This is a genomic window from Sphingobium sp. SYK-6, assembly GCF_000283515.1.
GTDB classification, from domain to species: Bacteria; Pseudomonadota; Alphaproteobacteria; order Sphingomonadales; family Sphingomonadaceae; genus Sphingobium; species Sphingobium lignivorans.
In genome coordinates this window covers 2026231-2047171 of the sequence record NC_015976.1, presented here as the reverse complement: position 1 = coordinate 2047171, position 20941 = coordinate 2026231, and the positions used below count along the sequence as shown (strand labels likewise).

The following is a 20941-nucleotide window of genomic DNA, read 5'->3' as shown; positions in this document are numbered from 1 at the left end:
GCTTGAGAATGGCGCGAAACGGCAAGACGGCAATCGTGACCGGGGCGGCGAACGGCCTCGGCGCCGCCTATGCAAGGCGACTGGCGGCGGATGGCTTCCAGATCGCCGCGATCGATGTTCAGGATGCCGGCCGGACCGTCGCGGCGATCGAAGCCGATGGCGGGAAAGCCAGAGCCTATGTTTGCGACCTCCGCGACGCCGATGCCATCGGTGAACTGGTCGCGGGACTCGACAAAGAGATGGGTGGTGTCGACGTCCTGGTCAACAATGCCGGGGTCTATGATTTCACCCCGCATGAAACCGTGACGATCGACGTCTGGCGCAAGATCATGTCGCTCAATCTCGATGGCATGTTCCTGCTCACCCAGGCGGTCCTGCCGGGGATGAAGGCCAAAGGTTGGGGACGGATCATCAATGTAGCTTCGAACAGCTGCTTTATCCCGCCACCCGGACTCACCGCCTATGTCGCGTCGAAGTCCGCGAGTATCGGTTATGTCCGCTCGCTTGCTGGCGAACTGGGCCAATATGGCATCACGGTCAACGCAGTGGCCCCGGGGCCGACGGTCACGGAAGGAACACGCGGGGGATTTCCCGACGAAGCGAGTTTCATGGATTTCATGAACCGCTTCGTTGAAAGCCAGTCGGTCAAGAAAGTCAGTCTACCCGAATATTCTGCCCCAGTGGTCTCCTTCTTCGCGAGCGAGGAAGCCGGTTTCGTGACTGGCCAGACGCTCGTAGTCGATGGCGGCGACGCAAAGCATTGATCGATCGCGAAGATCTGGAAGAGGAGCGGACCGTGGCGACCCTGGGAGCGACCGAGAGCCGGAGTGGTAACGTCCTGATTCTTACGCTGCTGGTTGGCGCGTGCCAGATGGTCGTCACCATGGACCTGGTGACGATGGGCATTCTGCTTCCCTCGATCGGCGATGAATATCCGGTCGGGCGCGCGCTGCTGAGCGGACTGGTGAGCTTCAGCGCGCTGACGTTTGCCAGCATGCTGCTGATCGGCGGGCGTCTGTCCGATCTGGCCGGACAGAGGAGCTGCTTCGCGATCGGTCTGCTGCTGGCGGCCGCCGGAGCGGTCGTCTCCGCGTTGGCGCCGAGCTTCATCCTGCTCCTTGCCGGCCGATTGTTCTTCGGCGTGGGCGCTGCAATCCTGGTCCCCGCCAATTTCTCGTTGATCAACACGGTCATTCCCGAGGGCCCGCAGCGGCGCCGTGCCTATGGCATCTTCGGCATGGCGCAGGGGCTGGCGCTGTTTATCGGGCCAGGGCTCGGCGGCGCACTGGCGACGGCCTTCGGCTGGCGCTCGGTCTTCGTCGCCAATGCCGTGTTCATGATCGCGTTGCTCGTCCTCAGCCGCGTTCTCGTTCCGGATCGGATTGTTTCTGCCCGCCGGCCATTCGACATTGCGGGCGCGGTTTCGTTCGTGCCGGCGGTCTTGCTGCTGGTGATCGCGATCACCAGCGGTTCGGGCCTCGTGCCGGGTGTGACCGAACGGCTTGTGCTCGGGATCGCCGGATGCGGCCTGATGGCGCTCTTCCTGCGCATCCAGAAGCGCGTAGATTCACCGCTGCTGCCACTCGATATCTTCGCCTATCCCCGCGTGAAGTCCGGTCTGATCGGAATGATGGCGGTAATGGCCGCATCGGCGGCGCTGTTCATTCTGCCCAGTCTGGTCATGCAGCGCGGCATGGGATGGTCGGCCGCGCAATCAGGCGTCGGCATGCTTCCGCACGCCGTCACGGTGGTCTGCGCGGGACAGGCGATCGGTTGGTTGATGGGCCGATTCACGCTCTCGCACAACGTACTCACAGGCTTTGCGCTGCTGATCCTCGGCACTTTCATCAATGGATGGATGTTTCCGGGAGGCGGCTATCTGTTCAACGTGATGATCCCCATGATCCTCGGCGCCGCCGGCAGCATCTTCGCGGTCATCATGCTGACCGCCGTCATCACCGGTCCCCACCCTCCGCATCAGCAGGGCGTGATCGCGGCCGTGACCTTCACTAGCCAGCAGATCGGGATCGCGATAGGCTCGGTGGCCTTGCTGAGCCTGGCCGAAGGCGAGGGCACGCCGCTGGCGTCGCTCAACCGGGCCTTTCTCGCGGCTTCCATGATCGCCTTGTGCGGACTGTTGGCAACCCTGGCGCGGCGGGATGTAAAAGCTGGCGGCACGGAATTTAAGAAGGAGAGGATGATGTGGGACTTGTTCGGGACCGAACATGGCAAGGCAGGGTGGACCTCTTATGCCATATTATGGCTGCGCATTGCCTTTGGCGCTCATGCGCTTTTGTCGGGCATCAATTATTTCCATCCGCTTGTCCCGCCCGCCCCGATCGGGGTTTCACCGGCCGGCCCCTTCGTTATGGAGATGGATCATATCGGGCTTTTTGGCTTGATCAAGATCGTCGAAATCTTAGTCGGCATATGCCTCATCCTGAATATCTATGTACCGCTCGTGTTAGTGCTAGAGATGCCCACGACGATGTCCATTTTCTACCTGAATACGTTCGTCGACGGTGCGCCGCGGCAACTCTACACGGGGCCGCGTGAACTATTCTACAATCTCATTCTGATCGCAGCCTATTTCGCCTATTTTCGACCCCTGCTGACAGCTGGGGCGCACTTCACGCCGATCTGGCGAGGTGGACGCGATAGCGCCGGGCGCGATCCCGTGACTGGCAGCGTAGAAGGGGAGGCGCGGCCATGAACATGTTCGACGTCATCCCCTATTCCATCGCGACCCTTTTCCTGATCGCCGCATTGATATGGGATCGGCGGCCGCGTTGAACCGCGCAACGACAAATGAAAGCGAACGATGAAACATGGCGTGAAATTGGGCGACCTGATCGTCCGCAAGGTCTTCGAACTGGAGGACGGGTTGCCCATGTCGATGGTCATGCCCGGGGTGAGCGCGGACGATCTCGCTCGGCTCAAACCCTGGTTCTGGGACGAGACACTGGCGGACGATCCAGCGGATGCATCCTTCGCGCTCAGTATCCACAGCTATGTCCTTCAACTGGACGGACGCAATATTCTGATCGATGCCTGCAACGGCAATCACAAGGATCGCTCGATCCCGTTCGCGCATCAGCTCAATACGGGATATCTCGACAATCTCGCCGCAATCGGCCTGAAGCCCGAGGATATCGACCTGGTTCTGTGCACACACCTCCACGCCGATCATGTGGGATGGAACACCCGGCTCATTGACGGGCGCTGGGTTCCGACATTTCCGAACGCGCGTTATCTGTTCGGGCGCAGGGATTATGCGTTTTACAGCATGCAGCACCATGAAGCCTTTCATCGTGAGGCCTATCTTGACTCGGTACTTCCTGTGGTCGAGGCCGGCCTGGCGGATATCGTCGAGGAAGACAGCATAGTGCATCGCGAACTCGGGGATGGTGTGTGGCTGGAGCCGGCGTTCGGCCATTCACCCGGCTGTTTTGCGATCAACGCGCAGCGTGGCGGGCCGCCGGCATTGTTCTCCGGCGATGTCGTCCATCATCCAATCCAGCTCGTGCGTCCGGACTTGCACATCTTCGCGGACGAGGATCCCTATATGGCATCGGCGACACGTCTGCAGCTACTCAATCGTGTCGCGGATACAGAGACGGTCCTGTTTCCAGCGCACTTCCGGTACAGTTCCTGTGGACACGTCAAGCGCGATGGCGAAGCCTTTCGGTTCGAGTTCCTAGACGCCTGATCTGGCAGCGCCTCAGCCGGACGGTTGCTCGGCCCAGGGTTTCTTGCCGTTCCAACGGAATACCGATCGCTTGCTGAACAACCAGTCATTCCCGATCTTCACGCATCTGCTGACATAATAGCCCATCGCGCGCAAATGCACATTGCTGCCCGACGGATCGCCTTCAGGCATCAGATAATAGGAATAGACGGTGCATCGTTTCCCGTCATATTCTTCGAAGACATGATGGTCGGTCAAATGTTGCCACCCATTGCCCTTGCGCATTTCGTAGGCTGTGGCGAGAAACGCGGGAACGTCGTGCCAACCGCGGACCAGCACATTGCCAAATATCTCGATTATGCCGTCGGCGGTGAAGGTCTGTGTGAAGCCGGCGACGTCGCTCGTATCATAGGCCCAGGCGTAGCGGGCCATGAGTTCGATGATCGACAGCTTGTCGTCCGCCGGGACGTGCGTGGCCGCGCGGCGGGTCGCCGCCGCCGGAGTGGCGGTCGGAACGGCAATGCCTGTCAGTGCGCTTCCCATTGCGGCGATGGCAAGCCGGCGTCGAGAGATGTCCGGACCTTGTTCCATCATTCTGTCTCCATTCTCGAACCTAGTGGTCGCGCGCTGGGATGACGGCGCTCAGCGGCAGCGGATTGGTGATATACTGGCCGATGAGGATGGTCAGCCATCCCAACATCAGCAGGCCTGTAGCAACCGCAAGGATTGCGAGCATGGGCATCGCCGGCCGGAATAGCTTTGCCAAGGGCGAAGCGATCGAGGCGCTGTCATCGATCGTCGCCGCATTGCCCTCCAGGTCCAGAACTCCGCGAGAGGAAAGGAGCGGTCGGTAATGTCCCAGATAGGCGAGGAGGAGAAAGAGATTGAGCAACAAGGATCCGCCGCCCATCACCATGCCCCTTAGGTGCGCGATGAAAAAGACATCGACGATGAAGATCGGAAACGTCACCGGCAGTACGGACACCAGCGCGAGCGGCACGAAGCGATTGGAGAGCAGCGCGAGGCCAGCTGCTACTTCGGTGGCCTTGACCAGATGGAACAATATGCCATTCTGGATCATCGCGCCGACGACGTCTGGCGGGGGCGGCATGTTTACGAAATCGGACATGCTAGGATAGGGCGAGATCATCTTCACCCACCAGTTCAGGCCGTTGATCAGATAGATTGCCCCCATCAGCATTCGCGCTAACGGAATCAGCCGTCGCAACATCCTCTTCTCCCTTTTTCGATTATGTACAATTGCATGCAAAATTGATATATTAAATCCTGTCGGCTTAACCTCCGCGGCTGGGCCGCCCTGTCAAGTTTGGGCGGGCCGCCAGCATTTTTTTTGATGGCGCGAGATCGTGTGGGCCTCGGCTCTGGGGACTGACTGACCGTTATCGAATATTGGGGCCTTTGCCGCGGCGCCCATCTGAAGAACGCGATATCCTCGACAAATCGGCTACTGTACGCGCGCTGGTCGATCGCGATATCGACAAGCTGATCCGAGCCCGGGCAGACCGCCAGAAGGCCTTTCGCGATCTGATCATCGAGATATTGGCAGACTGTGGGTTTTGAATTGCGCCTTGCGTCACCGCGCGTTTTCTCTCATAATCGTACAGCAATTCTGCTAGTCAATTTATGGACGGGAGCCGATGGGCGTCTACTTGAAAAATGTCTGGTATGCGGCCGCCTTCGCGGACGAAATTTCCGACAAGCCGCTCGCCCGCACGCTGCTCGACCAGGAAATCATGCTCTTTCGCAAAGGGGATGGTACCGCGGCTATGCTGGCTGATCGCTGCCCCCATCGCTTTGCCCCTCTGTCCGGAGGCAAGGTGATCGGCGATGAGATTCAATGTCCATATCATGGACTGCGCTTCAATGCGCAGGGGGAGTGCACGCACAATCCGCACGTGAAGGGTGGCGGGGCGCTCAAGGCGGCGAATATCACAGCGTGGCCGGTGATGGAGAAATATGGGATCCTGTGGTTTTGGCCCGGAAATCCGGATCTGGCGGAGCCGAGCGCCTTGCCGCGCGTGGAGTTCCTCGAGCGGCCTGACGCGTTCAGCGTCGTAAAAGGCCTGCTACACGTTAAGGGTAACTATGAGCTGGTCGTCGACAATCTCCTCGATCTGAGCCACGCATCCTATATCCATCCTCAGTTCGGCGGCTCCGCCTATTCACCGGAGCAGTTGCTTGCCGCGACGACGCAGAAGCTTGAACGTCGTGAGAACTCCATCGTCAATCACCGCGTCCGCAGTGGCTTGGCTGCGCCGGCGCCTAGCCAGGCTTTGTTCGGCTATGATGCGGAAACACCGGTCTACACCAAGTCCACGATGACCTGGTATCCCCCATCAATGCTGGATTTCGATGCTGGAAGTTGGGCGATGGATGAGGCTGAGGAAGACGGCGCACATATTCCGCAGTTGCACTTCATTACGCCAGAGACCGAGTTTACCTCGCACTATTTCTTCGTGAATGGCCGCAACCAGCGCCGTGACGATCCGCAAGTCGATGCGGCACTGCTGGAGATGTTCGACGTCGCATTCCACCGGCAGGATGAACCTATGATCGAAGCGGTCCAACGCCGGATGGGGGGCGTAAGCGACATCAATGAACTCAACCCCATCCTCCTGCAGACGGATGCAGCGCCTGTTTCCGCACGACGAATGCTGGCCTCGCTGATCCGGGCGGAAAAGGAGATTGCAGGGCCAATGGTTGTCGCCGCGGAATAGCGATCGGTTTCTCCACTGGCGAAGATGTGCGGCTGGCGCTTTGCGCCAATGCGACTATTTCATCGTAATCGCCAGACGGTGGCGTAATGTCATCCCCACCAAGCGGTTAGTTCCGAACAGCTCCCATTGCGGGACGTACAACAGTCGTATGTCCATTTGCGAGCCGCCGGAGTAAGACTTTCATGTATATCGTCAGCATATTCGTCTGAAGAGGCGATAGTGCAATCTTTTGCTGGTGATATGAAAGATGGTCTAATTCTGCGTGGGATCAGAGCTATGCTTGCGCCTGCCACCATAATCGTCGCCAAATTTGCATTTTCGTAATATTGCAATTCGGTCACGGCGCTATTCTTGCCGTGGTGTTGGGAGGATCACGCGCGTGAGTCGGGTGCCTTCCATACCGGCAGATAGCGTGCGCGCCGGAGGTGTGTCGACATTGATCGGGCCCTGACCAATTTGGCATCCCTTCTGTGGGACTGCCGATGGATCAAGACCATCAACGCCGGATACTATCATCCAGCTCGCCGGGAAAGGGAGTGTTGTGCCCGCGTCACCATTTTCCGCGGCGCTTGCCTGAATATCAGCGTCCATTTCGTCTTCAGCGAGACCGTGGGGTGACGTAACTCCGCGCAAGCCGGAAATACGTATATCTAAAATGTATAACATCGACGTAGACGAGATAGCATACATATGGTACCGAGATTGAGTCGAGGCATCCTGGGCTAATGAACCTGGGAGCGCGGCGGGTTATGTGAATTTGGGATTCAGGGGAGGGGCAGGATGGCTTTAAGGTCGATTTTGTGTGTTGCTACAAGTGTGATCGCGCTCGGTTGCGCCGGCGCCGCACTTGCGCAGGAAACGCCGCAGGCGGACAATGTAGGCACCGACGATATCATCGTGACAGCGCAATTTCGCGCGCAGAATTTGCAGGACACCCCATTGGCCATCACGGCGGTAAGCGGGGATACGCTTGACGCACGGGGAATTACCAGCATCGACAATGTCGGCAAGATTGCGCCGAACGTCAATATCAGTACATCGAGCGCAGTTCATGGCCCGGCGGCCGCGATCTATATCCGAGGCATCGGCCAGTTCGACAGCAACCCGGCCTTCGAACCAGGCGTGGGCGTCTATTTCGACGACGTCTACCATGGCACAGTCAACGGTTCGTTCGTCGATCTCTTTGATATCGAGCGGGTAGAAGTGCTTCGTGGCCCCCAAGGAACGCTTTCGGGCAAGAATTCCATTGGTGGCTCGGTGAAAATTTATACGAAAAAGCCGCTGGGAAGCAATGAGGGTTATCTGGAAGCCGGTTACGGCACCGACAACAAGATTCTCGTCCGCGGCGCATTCGATGCCTCTCTCATCAAGGATCAACTGTTTCTCCGCGTGTCGGCCATGCATCAGCAGCAGGACGGCTATGTCGACCTGATCGACTATGCCTGTGCGAACCCCGGGAGCAACGTGCCGCCAGGTCCCGTCACCGTCAAGAACAAGGGATGCAAGACGGGCACTCTCGGCGGGAAGAACGTGTCGGGCATAGCGGCGGCACTGCGATGGGTGCCTGCCGATGGTTGGGATGTGACGCTGCGGACGGACATGGTGCGGGACAGCTCGCAAGTGACTGGTCTACAGCAGGTGCGCTCCAAGGACCCCCGCTTCATCTCGCCAGGCCCTTTCAAGAACTATTCGAATTTCAAGGATTTCGAGACGGGCGAAATCTATCCGAACGTCAGCGCCGTCGATAGCGACGGGATCGCACTGAACATCGATGGGAAACTGACCGACAATCTCAGTATTCAGTCCATTACGGCCTATCGTAACATGAGGGCTGACTATTCGAACGATCAGGAAGGTGGCAATCCGTTCAGCAACAGGTTGAATTACAACCATATGCGGTACCATCAGTTTTCGCAGGAACTCAGATTGTCCGGAACGGTGGGCTCCCTGGCGGACTGGACCGTCGGCGGTTACTATTTTGACTCTTATAATAACCTCGCTAACCGCATCGCGTCGAGTGCTGCAGGCGTGTTGGACATCCTGAATGCACCCGCATTCCCCCTCAACAATGTCAACAATAATGATAGGGTTGACAACTCCAGCAAATCCGTATTCGGCCATCTGGTCGTGCATGCGACGGATTCGTTGAACTTCGTTGGCGGCATCCGCTACACGAAGGACGAAAAGACCTATCAATTCCGTCAGTTTAGGGCCTGGACCGACATTCCCGCCCCGAATAACGGCCTATCAGCCGAGTTTAAGGGCGATCATGTCGATTACCGACTTGGCGTCGACTATCGCTTCAGCCGCGATCTCATGGTCTACGCCCAATGGTCCACCGGCTACAAGGGCGGCGGCACTAATCCGCGACCGATTAATCCGACCCAGATCGTAAGCTTCAATCCGGAGTTTCTCGATTCCTATGAAGTCGGGTTCAAAAGCGATCTCTTCGATCGAACGCTCCGGCTGAACATGGCGGCCTTCTACAGCAAGTATAAGGATATCATCCTCGTTGACTCGCAGGCCTGTTGTGGCAACGATCCGGCAAATCCGCCGGCGCCCTTCGGTATCGTGCCGAGAAACGCTGGCGATGCCACGATCAAGGGACTTGAGGCTGAAATCAATTGGGAACCAGTTGATCGCTTGATCCTCACTGCCGGCGGCGGCCTGCTGGACTTCAAATATACGTCATTGACCGGCCTGATCGGCGGTCCGGTGCCGGGCGCTTCGCCCTTTATCACGCCTTATACCGCGAAATTCAATGCGAACGCCGGCATCAGCTATGGCATTGAGTTGGGCGATGGCTCTATCCTTACACCGCGTATCGACATGACCCATCAGGGACGCATGTATTCGGAGGCGAACAACGCCGAGACGTCGCTTATCAAGGCGTTCACCTTGTTCAATGCTGCCATTGCATGGAAGTCGCAAGACAAGACCTGGACAGCGTCGCTGAATGTCACGAATCTGGGGAACAAGACCTATTATACGTCGGCTTTCGACGCGACGGCATTCAATGGCGATCTGCAGCACGCGGTCGCACGAAAGAGGCAGGTCTTCTTTTCGATACGCCGAAATTTCTGATTCTGAATTTGGAGCTGTGCTCTAACCAATATGGCGGAAAAGGGGCCGCCCGGGGGCGTATCGAAAGGTACGCCCCTTCTTTTCCGCTCAGAAAGAAGGCCTGACCATGGGTGTGATCACCCACGGTTCTGCAACTGATCACGGACGGGTGCATCGCTCTCGGTGAGAAAAGTTTTGGATGCCTCCGCTGAAGGTCGCAGGGCTTGGTTCGAAGCGGGAACCCCGAAGGTCAGAATGAACCGTCCAGTGGAACTTGCTGGATCATTGCCACAGACATTTGGTTATCCCGCTCAAACAAGAGCGAGGATCGGACCGATGAATAGATTGAGCATGAACAGCGCTTAGATTGCTAGCGGCAACAGCTTGCCTTCTTGTCGGGGTTAGCTTTTGCCAAGAAGCTTGACGGTGCTCTGGGTCTGTTTGGACGGCAGCAGGCTCGCTCGCATATACTCCGCAGATGCGTATGCGATGAATAAGAGAAGCGCCATTGCTGCCAGCAAGGCGAAGAAGCCTGCCGACCCCGTCGCTGAAATGACATGAGCTCCCACATAGGATCCACCGACGGCGCCGAGGCGTCCGGCTGTTTCTCCAATTCCCAGCCCTGTTGTGCGAATCTCGGCCGGATAGAGATCTGTCGTGTAAGCGAACAATGTCGTGAGGCAGCCCGAAAGCATCAATCCCGCAGCAAAGAGAGGCGCAAAGGCGAGAATGAGATTCCAATCCGGATCGAATCCTCTGAACCCGAGAAATGCAAGAAGAACCGTCCCAAGTCCGGCGAGCAGCGTCCCCGTGCGTCCGATTGAACCAGATCGCGCGCAACTTCTCAGCGATAGGCGAGGACGCTGCCGCAAGCGCGACCGCCGACCATATCGCCACCTACTGGGATCCACGTATGCGGCAGCAGGGATTTGATCTGCTCGATGGGGAAGACGGAATGCTCACACCCGTGGCCGCCTCTGCGCTATACCAGTTGCGCGACCGCGGCGCTCCACCTCACCAGACAAGGGCAACCGAATTCAATGGCGTGGACGGAACCGGGCACGCCGACGCGGGATGATCGGATTTTAGCAGTGGAAGCTCGGTAGCGGGAGTCAGCGTTCGGCGGCTGCGTACGGCGCCGACAATCAACGGAAATTTCCAAGGTTGTTTCGCGATCCTTGTTCGGATGATGGCAGGCGAGGCAGGCACGCTGGTTCCTGCCCCATTCAAGAGTTCCTCGGGCCGAGCCGGGATCGCGAATATTCAAAAAGCAGCCTGTCTCTTTGCCGACGTCTCATCGGAGCGGATAATCGTCGCAGCCGAGCCGAAGCCATGCGAGGATCGAAGCGCGGAATGACAAGCGAACGCCAACGCTTGCGGCGCTTGGTGAATCAGACGGTTCCGCTGGCGGCAGGCTTCTGCGCGTTGCGCATGATCCGCGCCCAGGGATTCAGGTCCGGCTCGGCGATCTTGGTCAAGGTATTGGTGTCGCGATGCAGGAAGGGCGCATCGCGGCCGCGCACCAGCAGGCTCGTCTCGGACACATAGCTCCACGAGCCGTCGGCGTTGAAATCGACCTCGATCTGGTAGGAGTCCGTGCGGAAGGCAAGTTCGAGGAAGGTCGTCGAGCAGATGCCATATTCGGTCTGGCCGCGCTCCGCCTTGAGGGTCAGCTTGGTGGCGTTCGGCTCGGCCTGCCCGGCGGCGATGGCGATCTGACCGCGCGGGATCGCCAGGGTCTGGAGGATGAGGCCGGTGGCTGGTTCCCAAAGCCAATAGCCCACCTGATCGTGGAAGGCGATCTGCTCCTCTGTTGTGTTGATGTGGACATGGTAGCGCAGGCCGTAGAAAAGCTGCGGCCCGTTGGTTTGTGCGTCGATCGGCTGCATGTCGATGCGCTCGTAATAGTCCCGCTGCTCGGGACCATCGGCCTTCGGGTTGAGATCGACACCGCGATGCCCTTCCCAGATCCCTGCTAAGCGGCGCAGCGGTCCCAGATTGGCGAGGGTGTCGGAGGCCGCGTCAGGTTCCGTGAAAATGTCGTCTGGTATGTCCATAAGTTCCTTCCCCTTGAACTGGACGCCTTCGTTGCGGGGGCGTTCAGGGCCCGTCTCGATTCGTCAATTGATAACCGACCATAGCCAGCGCAATCGGGAATGTCCTCCAGGGATACCCTCTTCCCACACGCTCCTACCTAGCCAGATCATGTGAAAGGGTGGCCCTAAGCCCTCTCTTGAGCCCGCGCAATTATGACGAAGTCGCAAATAGCCTTCTCCCCCGCATGGCGCGGACGGCAGATACCAACTCTGCGCGTCATGCGCCCGGGCTCCGCAATTGCGAGCTGAAAGGCACAGTGATCGGGGCGATGCAGTAGGATCATGATGATCGCTTAAGATCCATCGCCACGGTTAAAGAGCTACTCGGCTTCTTTCGACCGATGGAACGAACCGGTGGCGGTTGACGGATAGGCTGTGGCCCGGCCGTTCCGTCAGCGGCGCCCGACTTCACATTGCGGCGGACCCGCGAGTGCTTTAGTTGCTATAACAAGGAAAATGGTACAAATCCGCGACGAAGCTGGAGCGTGAAGGTATGGCGAAGCCTAAAGAAAGAGAAAACAACCCAGAAGACGGTGGTAAGAACGACCTTCTAGATCGAGACGAATACATCCCTTGGTTTTTGGTACGGCTCGCTAATGGCATGACAAGAGGGGCTTCAAAGACCTATCTCAAGCTGTTCGGCGTGGGCATCATGGAATGGCGCATTCTGTCCATTCTTGCTATAGAAGGCGGTATTATGGCCTCCTATATTTGTGAGGCCCTCGATCTGGATAAGGCATCTGCGAGCAGGAGCATCAAAACCTTGCAGGCACGGGATCTTATCTATATCGATGAGAAGCCTCTGCAGCGGGCCCGCAAGCTTTACCTGACCGAACAAGGCAGAATCCTCCACGACCAGATCCTCAAAATCGCCCTCGAAAGGACGAGATTGCTCACGCAGGGCATCTCCACAGACGAAGAAGCCTTCCTTTTGGCATTGCTGCGACGCCTCGTTTCCAATCTTTCTGTCGTGGATGCCTATGACTCTTCCTTGGTTTGGGGAGAAAACTGAATAGGATCAATGTGCCGCCGTTCAATGCACATGTCTATTAGGCCGTCGGTTGCGGATTCTTCCGAAGATGTGCCGCCCGTCGGCAAGTTCGGTAGCGCAAAAGCGCTGTAGTTCACTTCGGGAACGGAGCAAAACGCTCGATCATCACCAGGCTCCGTGCGGACGTATGTTGACAAGCCAACTAATGTTGGTAGGGTCGAAGCGGTCGGGCGATAGCGAAAACACGTGATCGTTGTCCGCTTTGGATGCCGTGTATCGCTCGGCCGACGGCGGGAAAGGAAGCGAAATCATGATCTTCGGTTTCTGCGACCCACAGGATCACGAAATACCCGCACCCGCGCCTGCATCATCGATCTCACCAATAGAAATCCGCATGCGCTGGGGACTGAGTTGCGGTAGCGCGGCATTGGTGTGATCTCGACCGCGCCAACCTATCGGCGAAGCAGGTGATTATGCACCTGTTCTCTGACTCCGTCGGCCAGCTTGGCACAAGCCAGGCGAACTACCGATTTACCTGTCATTCTCCGGACATGCCCGCGTCTGCACGAGCGGCGACGTCGCGGTCTTTGGGAAAGAGGTGGTCAGGCCTTCGTCGGATGGTTCGGCGATCGTGCTGCGGCGTGCAGCGCAGCATCGGTACGCCAGTTACCGGCGGCAGATGCCTTGCGCTTTGTGCAGGATCGGACGCGGCATTGTCATCGTCGACTATCTGGAGGCCTGTGGACCTTTCGGCTCCATCGTGGAAGGACCCGATACATCGACAAGGCCCGGCGGCATCTCCTGGGCTTAGAAACGATCGCACGCGGACGGCCGGCCGCCTGCGGCACGTTGCTTAATGTTCGATATGGCGATGGCTGCGGACATTTGTGAACTGATTCACCTGACCGTGGTCGGACGTATGAACCGGCGGCCCCTACGGTCGGCTTGTTCACTGGTCAGATTTCCGCGGTGTCTCGTTTTGATGATGTCTCGGAGGACTAATCCATGAAATACAAGTTATTTGGCAGGACAGGCTTACGAGTTTCCGAAATTGCGCTGGGTACCGCGACTTTTGGGACGCGCTGGGGGTGGGGCGCGGACCGCGAGGCCAGCCGAGTTCTTTTCGATCGCTTCGTGGAGGCCGGCGGGAATTTCTTCGATTGTGCGGACGGCTATCAGAACGGCGAGTCGGAATCCTTGCTTGGAGAATTTATCCGGTCCGACCGCGACGCCTTTGCGATTTCTACCAAATATACGAGTGCAGCAGGCGCCAAGTCCCTCTTGAAGACAGGGAACAGCCTCAAGGGAATGATGCATTCCCTTGAGGGAAGCCTGAAGCGGCTCGGTACGGATTATGTCGATCTCTTCTGGGTGCATTTTTCGGATCTTGTCACGCCGACCGAAGAAATAATGCGCGGGTTCGACGATGTCGTACGGTCCGGCAAGGCGCGCTATGTTGGCTTCTCCGATTTTCCGGCTTGGCGAGTGGCGCGCGCGGCGACCATCGCGGAATTGCGAGGTTGGGCGCCTGTAACGGCGGTCCAGGTCGAGTTCAGTCTCGCCGAGCGCAGCGCCGAGCGGGAGTTCTTTCCAATGGCGGATGGTCTGGGCCTGGCGGTCGTGATCTGGGCAGCGCTAGGCGGCGGCATATTGACGGGAAAATACCGTCGCGGTGAAGCAGGGCGCCGCGAGCGGGGCGGGGGAGCGGTGCGCGGCATGTCAGGCGAGCAGGAATCCCGCATCATCGAAGCGATCGAAGCTGTTGGCCGCGGCGCGGGCGCGTCACCTGCCCAGGTCGCGATTGCCTGGGTCCGGGCCAAGACAGCCGCTTATACCGGCTCAACCGCTATGCCTATCATCGGCGCTCGAACGCTTGAGCAGCTCGATGACAATCTTGGAGCACTACCGCTGGTTCTCGATGAGGCACATGTCGAGATGCTCGATGCGGCCAGTGCCCAGCCTCTTGGTTTCCCTCATGAGCTGCTTACGCGCGATACAATGCAAAGCGTTCAGACGGGCGGATACTGGAGCGATTTGATCAAGCCCAGTCAGACGATTGCCTGAGTTCACGGCTGCAAGCCGCAGCGAATCGATTGTGTCCATGGCTCATCTCCGGCGGCTGCTCACGCAGGCGCCGGCCCCTGCACGAGTTGCCATCTGTATTGCCGCACATTCACGACGCCCCGGCCGCAAACGCATAGTTGACATACCAACTAAATGTGATAGGCAGTGTGTCGAGCAATGCCCGCGCGCACGCGATCCGCAAAAAGTGACGAAGCGCACGTTTGCAGCTCGGCCGATAACAATGACATGGGGAGGAAGTGCATGGTGGGTGCATGGACGTGCGCGGGCAGCGTGCGGATCGCGATCGTTGCGGCGCTGGCAGCGACAAGCGTGCCAGCCGCTGCCCAGGAGACAGACCCGCCGCCTCCCGACCTGACCGGCTCCGTCATCCAGGATATCGTGGTTACGGCGTCTCGTCGCTCCACCAATATTCAGCGGGAATCCCGAGACGTGACAGCGATCGACGCGGAGGCGTTAACGCGTAAGGGCGTCGTCGACGCAACCTCGCTTTCGACGCTTGTGCCTGGCCTTGAGGTCGCTCAGCTTGGCCCGCAGGTGCAGGCATTCATCCGCGGCGTGGGCGATCAGACGTTCACCGCCGCCAACGATCCCGCTGTCGCGTTGAACGTGGATGATTTCTACTACCCCAAAACCTTCGCGTTAAGCGGCCAGTTTTTCGATCTTGAGCGCGTCGAGGTCCTCAAGGGGCCGCAAGGGACACTTTACGGACGCAACGCATCGGCTGGCGTGATCAATCTCATAACAGCCAAGCCCAAGTTCGACAGCAGCGGCTATATCGAACTCGAATATGGCAATTATGACAGCAAGCGCCTGACAGCCGCCATTACCGGACCCGTCAGCGACACGCTCGCGATCCGGTTCGCCGGCCAGCGCGTGGACCGCGACGGCTATCTCTCCGATGGCTATAACGACGACAAGAGCGTGGCGACACGCACGCAATTGTTGTGGCGCCCGGGGCCTGACACCTCCGCCCTGCTCTCCGCATCCTATGTCTATAACGACGCCAGAGGCGACGCGGCTGTTCTGGTGCCTCGTATCAGCTCCAATCCTTGGGCCGGTCCGACCGATCCCGACACTCTCGCCGTTATTGCGGCTGTCAGCCCCGGCAATGCGAACCAGCCAAAGCAGGACGGATATCAATATATCCGCACCTATACCGTTACCGGACGGATTGAGCACGACTTCCCGTGGGCGACTCTGACGATCCTGCCGTCCCTCATCCATTCCAGGCTGCGCAATCTGAGCTATAGCGTGCCCGTCATTCCCATCTACACCGACACCGCGAGCAGGCAGAAATCCATCGAGATCCGGCTGAGTTCGCGTGAAGAATCGCGGGTAAAGTGGGTGATTGGCGCCCTCGCATCAGATGAACGGGTTCAAGATCAGGTGCAAAGCAACCAAGTGACGTTCATCTCGGCCACTTTTCGCCCCAAGCTCACCGATAAGACCTGGGCTGTGTTCGGTGAAATGAACGCGCGATTGAACGACGTTTCCGCCTGATCGGTGGGGTTCGCTACACATGGGAGCAAAAGTCGGTAGAAGGTGTCAACGGCCGCATCAACTTTCCGTGGGATCGCTTCCCGGTCTCAAATCCGCCCGGAACGGTGCTGGACATTGGGGGAAAGCGAACAGACAAGGCCGTCAATTTCAGGGCCGGATTCGAATTCGATATTGCACCGGCATCGATGCTCTACGCCAATATCAGCACAGGCTTCAAAGCCGGCGGTTTTTTTGCGGACATCCGGCCCAACGAGTATAAGCCAGAGCATCTGACTGCCTATCAGGCCGGTATCAAGAACCGCTTCTTCGACAACCGGCTTCAGCTGAACGTCGAAGGCTTTTATTGGGACTATAAGGATAAACAACAGAGCTATCTGTCGATCACCAACAGCGGAGGTATCGGCGCAAGAACCGATAATGCTGGCAAGGCGACTCTTTACGGGGCAGACTTCTCGATTGTGGCGCTTGTCACGAAAAATGACACCGTCTCTGCTGATCTGTCCTACAACCACACACGCTATGATGAATTCCAGTACACTACCGCCCAGCTTGGCCCCTCGGCACCGCTGACGGAATGCGCTATCGGGCCCGTCGAGCCGGGTGTGCCCTTCCCCAGGCGGACGATTGATTGCAGCGGGTTCCCCCTTGTCAGAGCACCAAAATGGTCGGGAAGGGTGGGTTGGCAGCATAGCGCGACCCTCAACGATGGCAGCAAGCTGGAACTTGACGTCACGACACAATTCTCGTCCAGCTATTATCTCAACAACGATTTCACCGCTTATGAGAAGACCGACTTCTATCACACCACCGATCTCACATTAAGCTGGACCTCTGCCGGCCGAGGTGTTGCGATTACCGGCTTTGTCAAGAATCTGGAGGACAAAGCGGTCTATACCGGCGGCAGCCAAACACCTGCTCTTCCAGGCTATGTGCTGGCGACAATCCGCGCGCCGAGAACTTTCGGTGGCCGCATCAGGTTCAGCTTCTGATCATTCGGGAATGCGCGGCCCACAGGACATTATCGAGGGACTGACATGCTTTATCACACTGCCATTTGTGTCACGGACGTCGCACGCTCCGCTAACTTCTATGATGAGGTCCTCGCCACCTTGGGAATGGAGAGGATCATCGATCTCCCAGGAGCGGTCGGCTATGGCGGGGATCATGCGGAATTCTGGATACAGTCGCCCCAACAAGAGTCCTTCCTTACGGTTACGATTGGTGGACATTATGCCTTTCAGGCCGAAAGTCAGGAAGCCGTGGATGCCTTCCACAGCACCGCGCTCAAAGCAGGTGGAAAGACCGCGCTGACGCCAGCACGGTATCCGCAATATGGGCCAAATTATTATGGGGCCGTTATCGAGGATCTTGACGGACAAATGGTCGAGATACTGTTCAAATGTGGTCCCACACAAAAATGATACAATGATTTTGTTCGGTATTTATTGACTGGAGACAGACAATGACTGATTCCGATATTTTGGCTAGCGATCGTTTCGCGGTCCTTGATCTCTTCTCCCGCTACAGCTGGGCCTATGATTGCGGCGAAGCCGAAATATATGCGGCGACCTTTACCTCGGATGGGGTCCTTGAAGGCTATGGCTCGCTCCGGGCGGAGGGACATCAGGCGATCGAAGAATGCATCAAAGGTTTTTTCAAAGCACGAGGCACAAATGCTTGGCAGCACCACAACACAAATTTCGTGATGACTGGCAATAGTGAGCGATGCCGCGTGTATAGCTACTGGTCCGTACTTGAACGTTTAGCAGAAACGGACGATTATCGAGTGCGAAACATGGGCTATTACAATAGCGAATGCGTGCGAACGTCTGATGGTTGGCGCTTCGCCTATCGTGATATCCAAAGTTGGCCGGCACCTCGATTGCCCTGGGCCTGACCGGAGGGCCTTCAAGGCGATGCTACAATTTCGAGGCACGCAAGCAGCCGGGATACCCAGGTGCGAAGGACGGGCGCGCGAATAGGCAAGCGTGGCGTGCCTACCTCGCACGTTCGTGTCTGGCGATATCGAAGGCCGTCTTCCCGCGTTTCCTGCTCCACGCAGACGATTGCGCCAGCACCCTTTTAATCTCGTCAATTACAATCAACTGTGCCGCTCGGCGATAGGCAGGCCAGCCCCGGTAACGGGAGCCGTAATAACGCGCTGAGGATACAGTTTCGGCGTGAACTTCTTGTCCCGATTGGGGCCACAGCGTCGTAAGCGTGGCCTGAAGGCCGCAGGTTATGCTGCCTCAGCAATCAGCGGTTGCTCGGTGGCAACCCAATTCCACGGCATGAGTTCATCCCAGCGCGAGGCTGGCCAACCACCCGCAATCTTTGCGATGACATCGGCGATGTAGGCCTGCGGCTCGATGCCGTTGAGCTTTGCCGTTTCGACGACCGAATAAATGGCGGCGGCGCGCTCACCGCCAGCCTTCGATCCTGCGAAGAGCCAGTTTTTCCGGCCGATTGCGACGCCGCGCATCGCGCGTTCCGCAATGTTGTTGTCGATCTCGGCCAGGCCGTCATCGAGGAAGCGTGTGAGCGCAATCCAGCGCTTGCGACCATAGGCGAGCGCCTTGGCCATCGCGGACTTGGGCGACAGGCGGCGCGAGGCATCGTCGATGGCCGCGCGCAGCTCATCGACCAGCGGCCTGGTTTTCTCCTGCCGCCGTTGCCGGCGCATATCCGGTGGTTGGCCGCGAACCTCGTCCTCAATCCGGTAGAGCGCGGCGATCCGCCCGAGCAGGTCGGTAGTCAACGGCGTCGGGCTGGTCTGGTGGTTGTCGAATATCTTGCGCCGGAAGTGGGCCCAGCAGGCCACCTCCTGGATACGATTGCCGGCATAGAGCTTCTCGTACCCGGCATAGCCATCGGCCTGGAGGAGGCCGGTGAAGCTCTTCAGCTCGGTCTGCGGATGAATGCCGCTACGGTCGGGCGTGAACTTGTACCACACCAGCGCCGGAGCGGTTGATCCGCAGGCCCGGTCATCGACGACATAGGTCCACAACCGGCCCTGCGCGGTCTTGCCCTTGCCGGGGATCAGCATCGGCACGGGCGTATCGTCGCTGTGGATCTTGCCGGCCTTCAGGCCTTCCTCGCGGATCCGGGAGACGACCGGGTCGAGCAGATGTGCGGCTTGTCCTGCCCACCCGGCCAGCGTCGAGCGGTCGATGTCGAGGCCCTGCGCTGCCATCATCTCGGCCTGCCGGTAGAGCGGGAGATGATGGTCGAACTTGGACACGACCACATGGGCGAGCGTGGCGAAGCTCGCCTTGCCGCGGGCAATGGCCTTCGCCGGGGCCGGCGCCTGCACGATCTTCTCGCAGGACCGGCAGCTGTACTTGGGGCGGATGGTGCGGATCACGCGCCACTGCACCGGCAGGACGTCGAGCATCTCGTCGCTGTCCTCACCCAGCGGGCGCAGGACGCCGCCACAATCGGGGCAATTGCAGTGGCCTGCCTCCGGTTCGATCCGCTGCTCGGCACGAGGAAGATGGAGCGGAAGGCTGCGGACCGGCGCTGGCCGTTCGGGCTTGGCTGCTGGCGCATCCTTGCGGGCATCGGCGACAGCGGCTTCGCCTTCGAGCTCCTCGAGTGTCAGTTCGAGCTGCTCGATCTGGGCCGACATCTTCTCCGACGATTGGCCGAACGTCATGCGGCGCAACTGCGCCAGCTGGAAACGCAGCGTGTCGATCAGCGTGTCACGAGCTGCCAAGGCTGCTTCCAGCTCGGCGATCCGGGCATCTTTATCAAGGTTGGAAGTGGCTGTGTCCGACACCGTGACCCACTAGCAAAGTGGGCCATCCCGCACCAGAAAAACCGCGCAAATCTGGGACTTTTTATCCTGCCAGAAGCGGCGCAGCGGTGCGTTCGGGACGGCGCCAGTCGATGCCTTCGAGCAGCATGGAAAGCTGGGCCGAGGTAAGGCTGACCTTGCCTGCCTTCGTCACCGGCCAGACAAATTTGCCGCGATCCATGCGCTTGGAAAACAGGCACATCCCCTGGCCGTCGAACCAGAGCAGCTTGATCAGATCGCCGCGCTTGCCGCGGAAGGCAAACAGCGCGCCGGAATGCGGAGACTGCTCCAGCACCTGCTGGACCAGTACCGCCAGCCCGTCAAAACCCTTCCTCATGTCTGTCGCGCCGCAGGCCAGGTAAACCCGCGTCGAAGGTGGCAGCGGGATCATCGGCCGAGCACGGCGATCACCCGGGCAAGGGCGTCGGCATCGACCATCGCATCCACGGTCAGGCGGACACCCGTCGGCAGTTCGATGCCGATCTGCCCGCAACGCGATGGCACCGACGGTGCAACATCGCGGACGACCGGATCCGCAACCTCAACCTCGGAGAATGCCGGCAAGGCCGGTGGCCGGACGCCGGTCAGTTCTCCCGACATCGCCTGTCGGCGCCACGTGTAGATCGAGCCGCTGCCAACCTCATGCCGGTCGCACGCTGCGCGGACCGAACCCTCCGGCCCAAACGCATCCCGCAGGATCGCCAGCTTCTGCTCCACCGTCCAGCGACGGCGGCCGGACACCCGGCCCACGACCTCAATCCGAGTAGTCATATGACCACTCATATGACTACTTGCTCGCTCCGCCTCGCTACCGTCCATCCAGGCCACCCCATCAAAAGGAGCGGCTATCAGCGCCTCAATCCCGCGCCGTGCAAGGCGGCCTGCAGCCCACGGTTACACAGCGTCCTTCCGCCATGCATTTGATGGACTCGACCGCGGGCCATCGCCGAGTATCCCAATCCGCACTGGTTCGACGACGGGGAG

Annotated in this window: 20 protein-coding genes; 12 read left to right on the top strand and 8 right to left on the bottom strand. The window is 58.8% G+C overall.

Annotated elements, in window-relative coordinates:
- Window positions 1-8: 8 nt before the first annotated feature.
- From SLG_RS09170 to SLG_RS09160, 3 genes are all read left to right on the top strand, one after another.
- Entirely contained in the window at window positions 9-764 is a 756-nt protein-coding gene (locus tag SLG_RS09170) for an SDR family NAD(P)-dependent oxidoreductase (protein WP_014076180.1), read from the top strand.
- On the top strand, window positions 761-2713 hold the full coding sequence (locus tag SLG_RS09165; protein ID WP_041391854.1) for an MFS transporter: 1953 nt from the start codon (window positions 761-763) through the stop codon (window positions 2711-2713). The genes SLG_RS09170 and SLG_RS09165 overlap by 4 nt, the downstream gene beginning before the upstream one ends.
- A gap of 108 nt (window positions 2714-2821) precedes the next feature.
- Window positions 2822-3709, top strand: coding sequence for an MBL fold metallo-hydrolase (locus SLG_RS09160; RefSeq protein ID WP_014076178.1), 888 nt, complete (start codon window positions 2822-2824; stop codon window positions 3707-3709).
- A 12-nt stretch (window positions 3710-3721) separates the two neighbouring features.
- Here SLG_RS09160 and SLG_RS09155 read toward each other — a convergent pair whose 3' ends face one another.
- A complete protein-coding gene (locus tag SLG_RS09155) occupies window positions 3722-4282 on the bottom strand; it encodes a nuclear transport factor 2 family protein (protein WP_014076177.1) in 561 nt (186 codons plus the stop codon).
- A gap of 19 nt (window positions 4283-4301) precedes the next feature.
- Window positions 4302-4919: a hypothetical protein gene (locus SLG_RS20350; RefSeq protein WP_014076176.1), complete on the bottom strand. Its 618-nt coding sequence runs from the start codon at window positions 4917-4919 to the stop codon at window positions 4302-4304.
- A 427-nt stretch (window positions 4920-5346) separates the two neighbouring features.
- On the opposite strand from SLG_RS20350, the gene SLG_RS09145 reads away from it, so the two are divergent.
- Window positions 5347-6426: an aromatic ring-hydroxylating dioxygenase subunit alpha gene (locus SLG_RS09145; protein ID WP_014076174.1), complete on the top strand. Its 1080-nt coding sequence runs from the start codon at window positions 5347-5349 to the stop codon at window positions 6424-6426.
- A gap of 816 nt (window positions 6427-7242) precedes the next feature.
- Entirely contained in the window at window positions 7243-9510 is a 2268-nt protein-coding gene (locus SLG_RS09140; protein WP_051003725.1) for a TonB-dependent receptor, read from the top strand.
- A gap of 380 nt (window positions 9511-9890) precedes the next feature.
- On the opposite strand, the gene SLG_RS22155 is transcribed toward SLG_RS09140, so the two are convergent.
- Entirely contained in the window at window positions 9891-10361 is a 471-nt protein-coding gene (locus tag SLG_RS22155) for an MFS transporter (RefSeq protein ID WP_231848815.1), read from the bottom strand.
- Between SLG_RS22155 and SLG_RS09135 the strand changes: the two genes are divergently transcribed.
- Complete coding sequence (locus SLG_RS09135) at window positions 10259-10567, top strand: formate dehydrogenase subunit delta (RefSeq protein ID WP_070098720.1); 309 nt, start codon at window positions 10259-10261, stop codon at window positions 10565-10567. The genes SLG_RS22155 and SLG_RS09135 overlap by 103 nt on opposite strands.
- Before the next feature lie 313 nt (window positions 10568-10880).
- Here SLG_RS09135 and SLG_RS09130 read toward each other — a convergent pair whose 3' ends face one another.
- Window positions 10881-11546, bottom strand: a complete 666-nt coding sequence (locus SLG_RS09130) for an FABP family protein (RefSeq protein WP_014076169.1) — start codon at window positions 11544-11546, stop codon at window positions 10881-10883.
- A gap of 532 nt (window positions 11547-12078) precedes the next feature.
- On the opposite strand from SLG_RS09130, the gene SLG_RS09125 reads away from it, so the two are divergent.
- Together SLG_RS09125 and SLG_RS09120 are read left to right on the top strand one after the other, a co-directional pair.
- A complete protein-coding gene (locus SLG_RS09125) occupies window positions 12079-12597 on the top strand; it encodes a MarR family winged helix-turn-helix transcriptional regulator (protein ID WP_014076168.1) in 519 nt (172 codons plus the stop codon).
- Window positions 12598-13581: 984 nt separating this feature from the next.
- Window positions 13582-14640 (top strand): aldo/keto reductase, encoded by a 1059-nt coding sequence (locus SLG_RS09120; protein WP_014076167.1) that lies wholly within the window; start codon window positions 13582-13584, stop codon window positions 14638-14640.
- 109 nt (window positions 14641-14749) lie between these two features.
- Here SLG_RS09120 and SLG_RS22465 read toward each other — a convergent pair whose 3' ends face one another.
- Entirely contained in the window at window positions 14750-14914 is a 165-nt protein-coding gene (locus SLG_RS22465; protein ID WP_148276544.1) for a hypothetical protein, read from the bottom strand.
- On the opposite strand from SLG_RS22465, the gene SLG_RS09115 reads away from it, so the two are divergent.
- The 4 genes from SLG_RS09115 to SLG_RS20870 are packed head-to-tail and all read left to right on the top strand — an operon-like array spanning window position 14902 to window position 18058.
- The gene (locus tag SLG_RS09115) at window positions 14902-16161 is read left to right on the top strand and encodes a TonB-dependent receptor (protein ID WP_014076166.1); all 1260 of its coding nucleotides are present in this window, start codon (window positions 14902-14904) and stop codon (window positions 16159-16161) included. The genes SLG_RS22465 and SLG_RS09115 overlap by 13 nt on opposite strands.
- Complete coding sequence (locus SLG_RS09110) at window positions 16140-17150, top strand: TonB-dependent receptor domain-containing protein (RefSeq protein WP_158512748.1); 1011 nt, start codon at window positions 16140-16142, stop codon at window positions 17148-17150. Before SLG_RS09115 ends, SLG_RS09110 begins: the two co-directional genes overlap by 22 nt.
- A gap of 45 nt (window positions 17151-17195) precedes the next feature.
- Window positions 17196-17582 (top strand): VOC family protein, encoded by a 387-nt coding sequence (locus tag SLG_RS09105; protein ID WP_014076164.1) that lies wholly within the window; start codon window positions 17196-17198, stop codon window positions 17580-17582.
- Between the two features lie 41 nt (window positions 17583-17623).
- Window positions 17624-18058 carry a nuclear transport factor 2 family protein gene (locus SLG_RS20870; RefSeq protein WP_014076163.1) on the top strand — a complete coding sequence of 145 codons (435 nt, stop codon included), beginning with the start codon at window positions 17624-17626 and terminating at the stop codon, window positions 18056-18058.
- Window positions 18059-18400: 342 nt separating this feature from the next.
- On the opposite strand, the gene tnpC is transcribed toward SLG_RS20870, so the two are convergent.
- From tnpC to tnpA, 3 genes are all read right to left on the bottom strand, one after another.
- Window positions 18401-19939, bottom strand: a complete 1539-nt coding sequence (gene tnpC, locus SLG_RS09100; protein WP_014072622.1) for an IS66 family transposase — start codon at window positions 19937-19939, stop codon at window positions 18401-18403.
- A gap of 61 nt (window positions 19940-20000) precedes the next feature.
- Window positions 20001-20348 (bottom strand): IS66 family insertion sequence element accessory protein TnpB, encoded by a 348-nt coding sequence (gene tnpB, locus SLG_RS09095; RefSeq protein WP_014072621.1) that lies wholly within the window; start codon window positions 20346-20348, stop codon window positions 20001-20003.
- Window positions 20345-20728 carry an IS66-like element accessory protein TnpA gene (gene tnpA / locus SLG_RS09090; RefSeq protein WP_041391853.1) on the bottom strand — a complete coding sequence of 128 codons (384 nt, stop codon included), beginning with the start codon at window positions 20726-20728 and terminating at the stop codon, window positions 20345-20347. Before tnpA ends, tnpB begins: the two co-directional genes overlap by 4 nt.
- Between the last annotated feature and the right edge of the window lie 213 nt (window positions 20729-20941).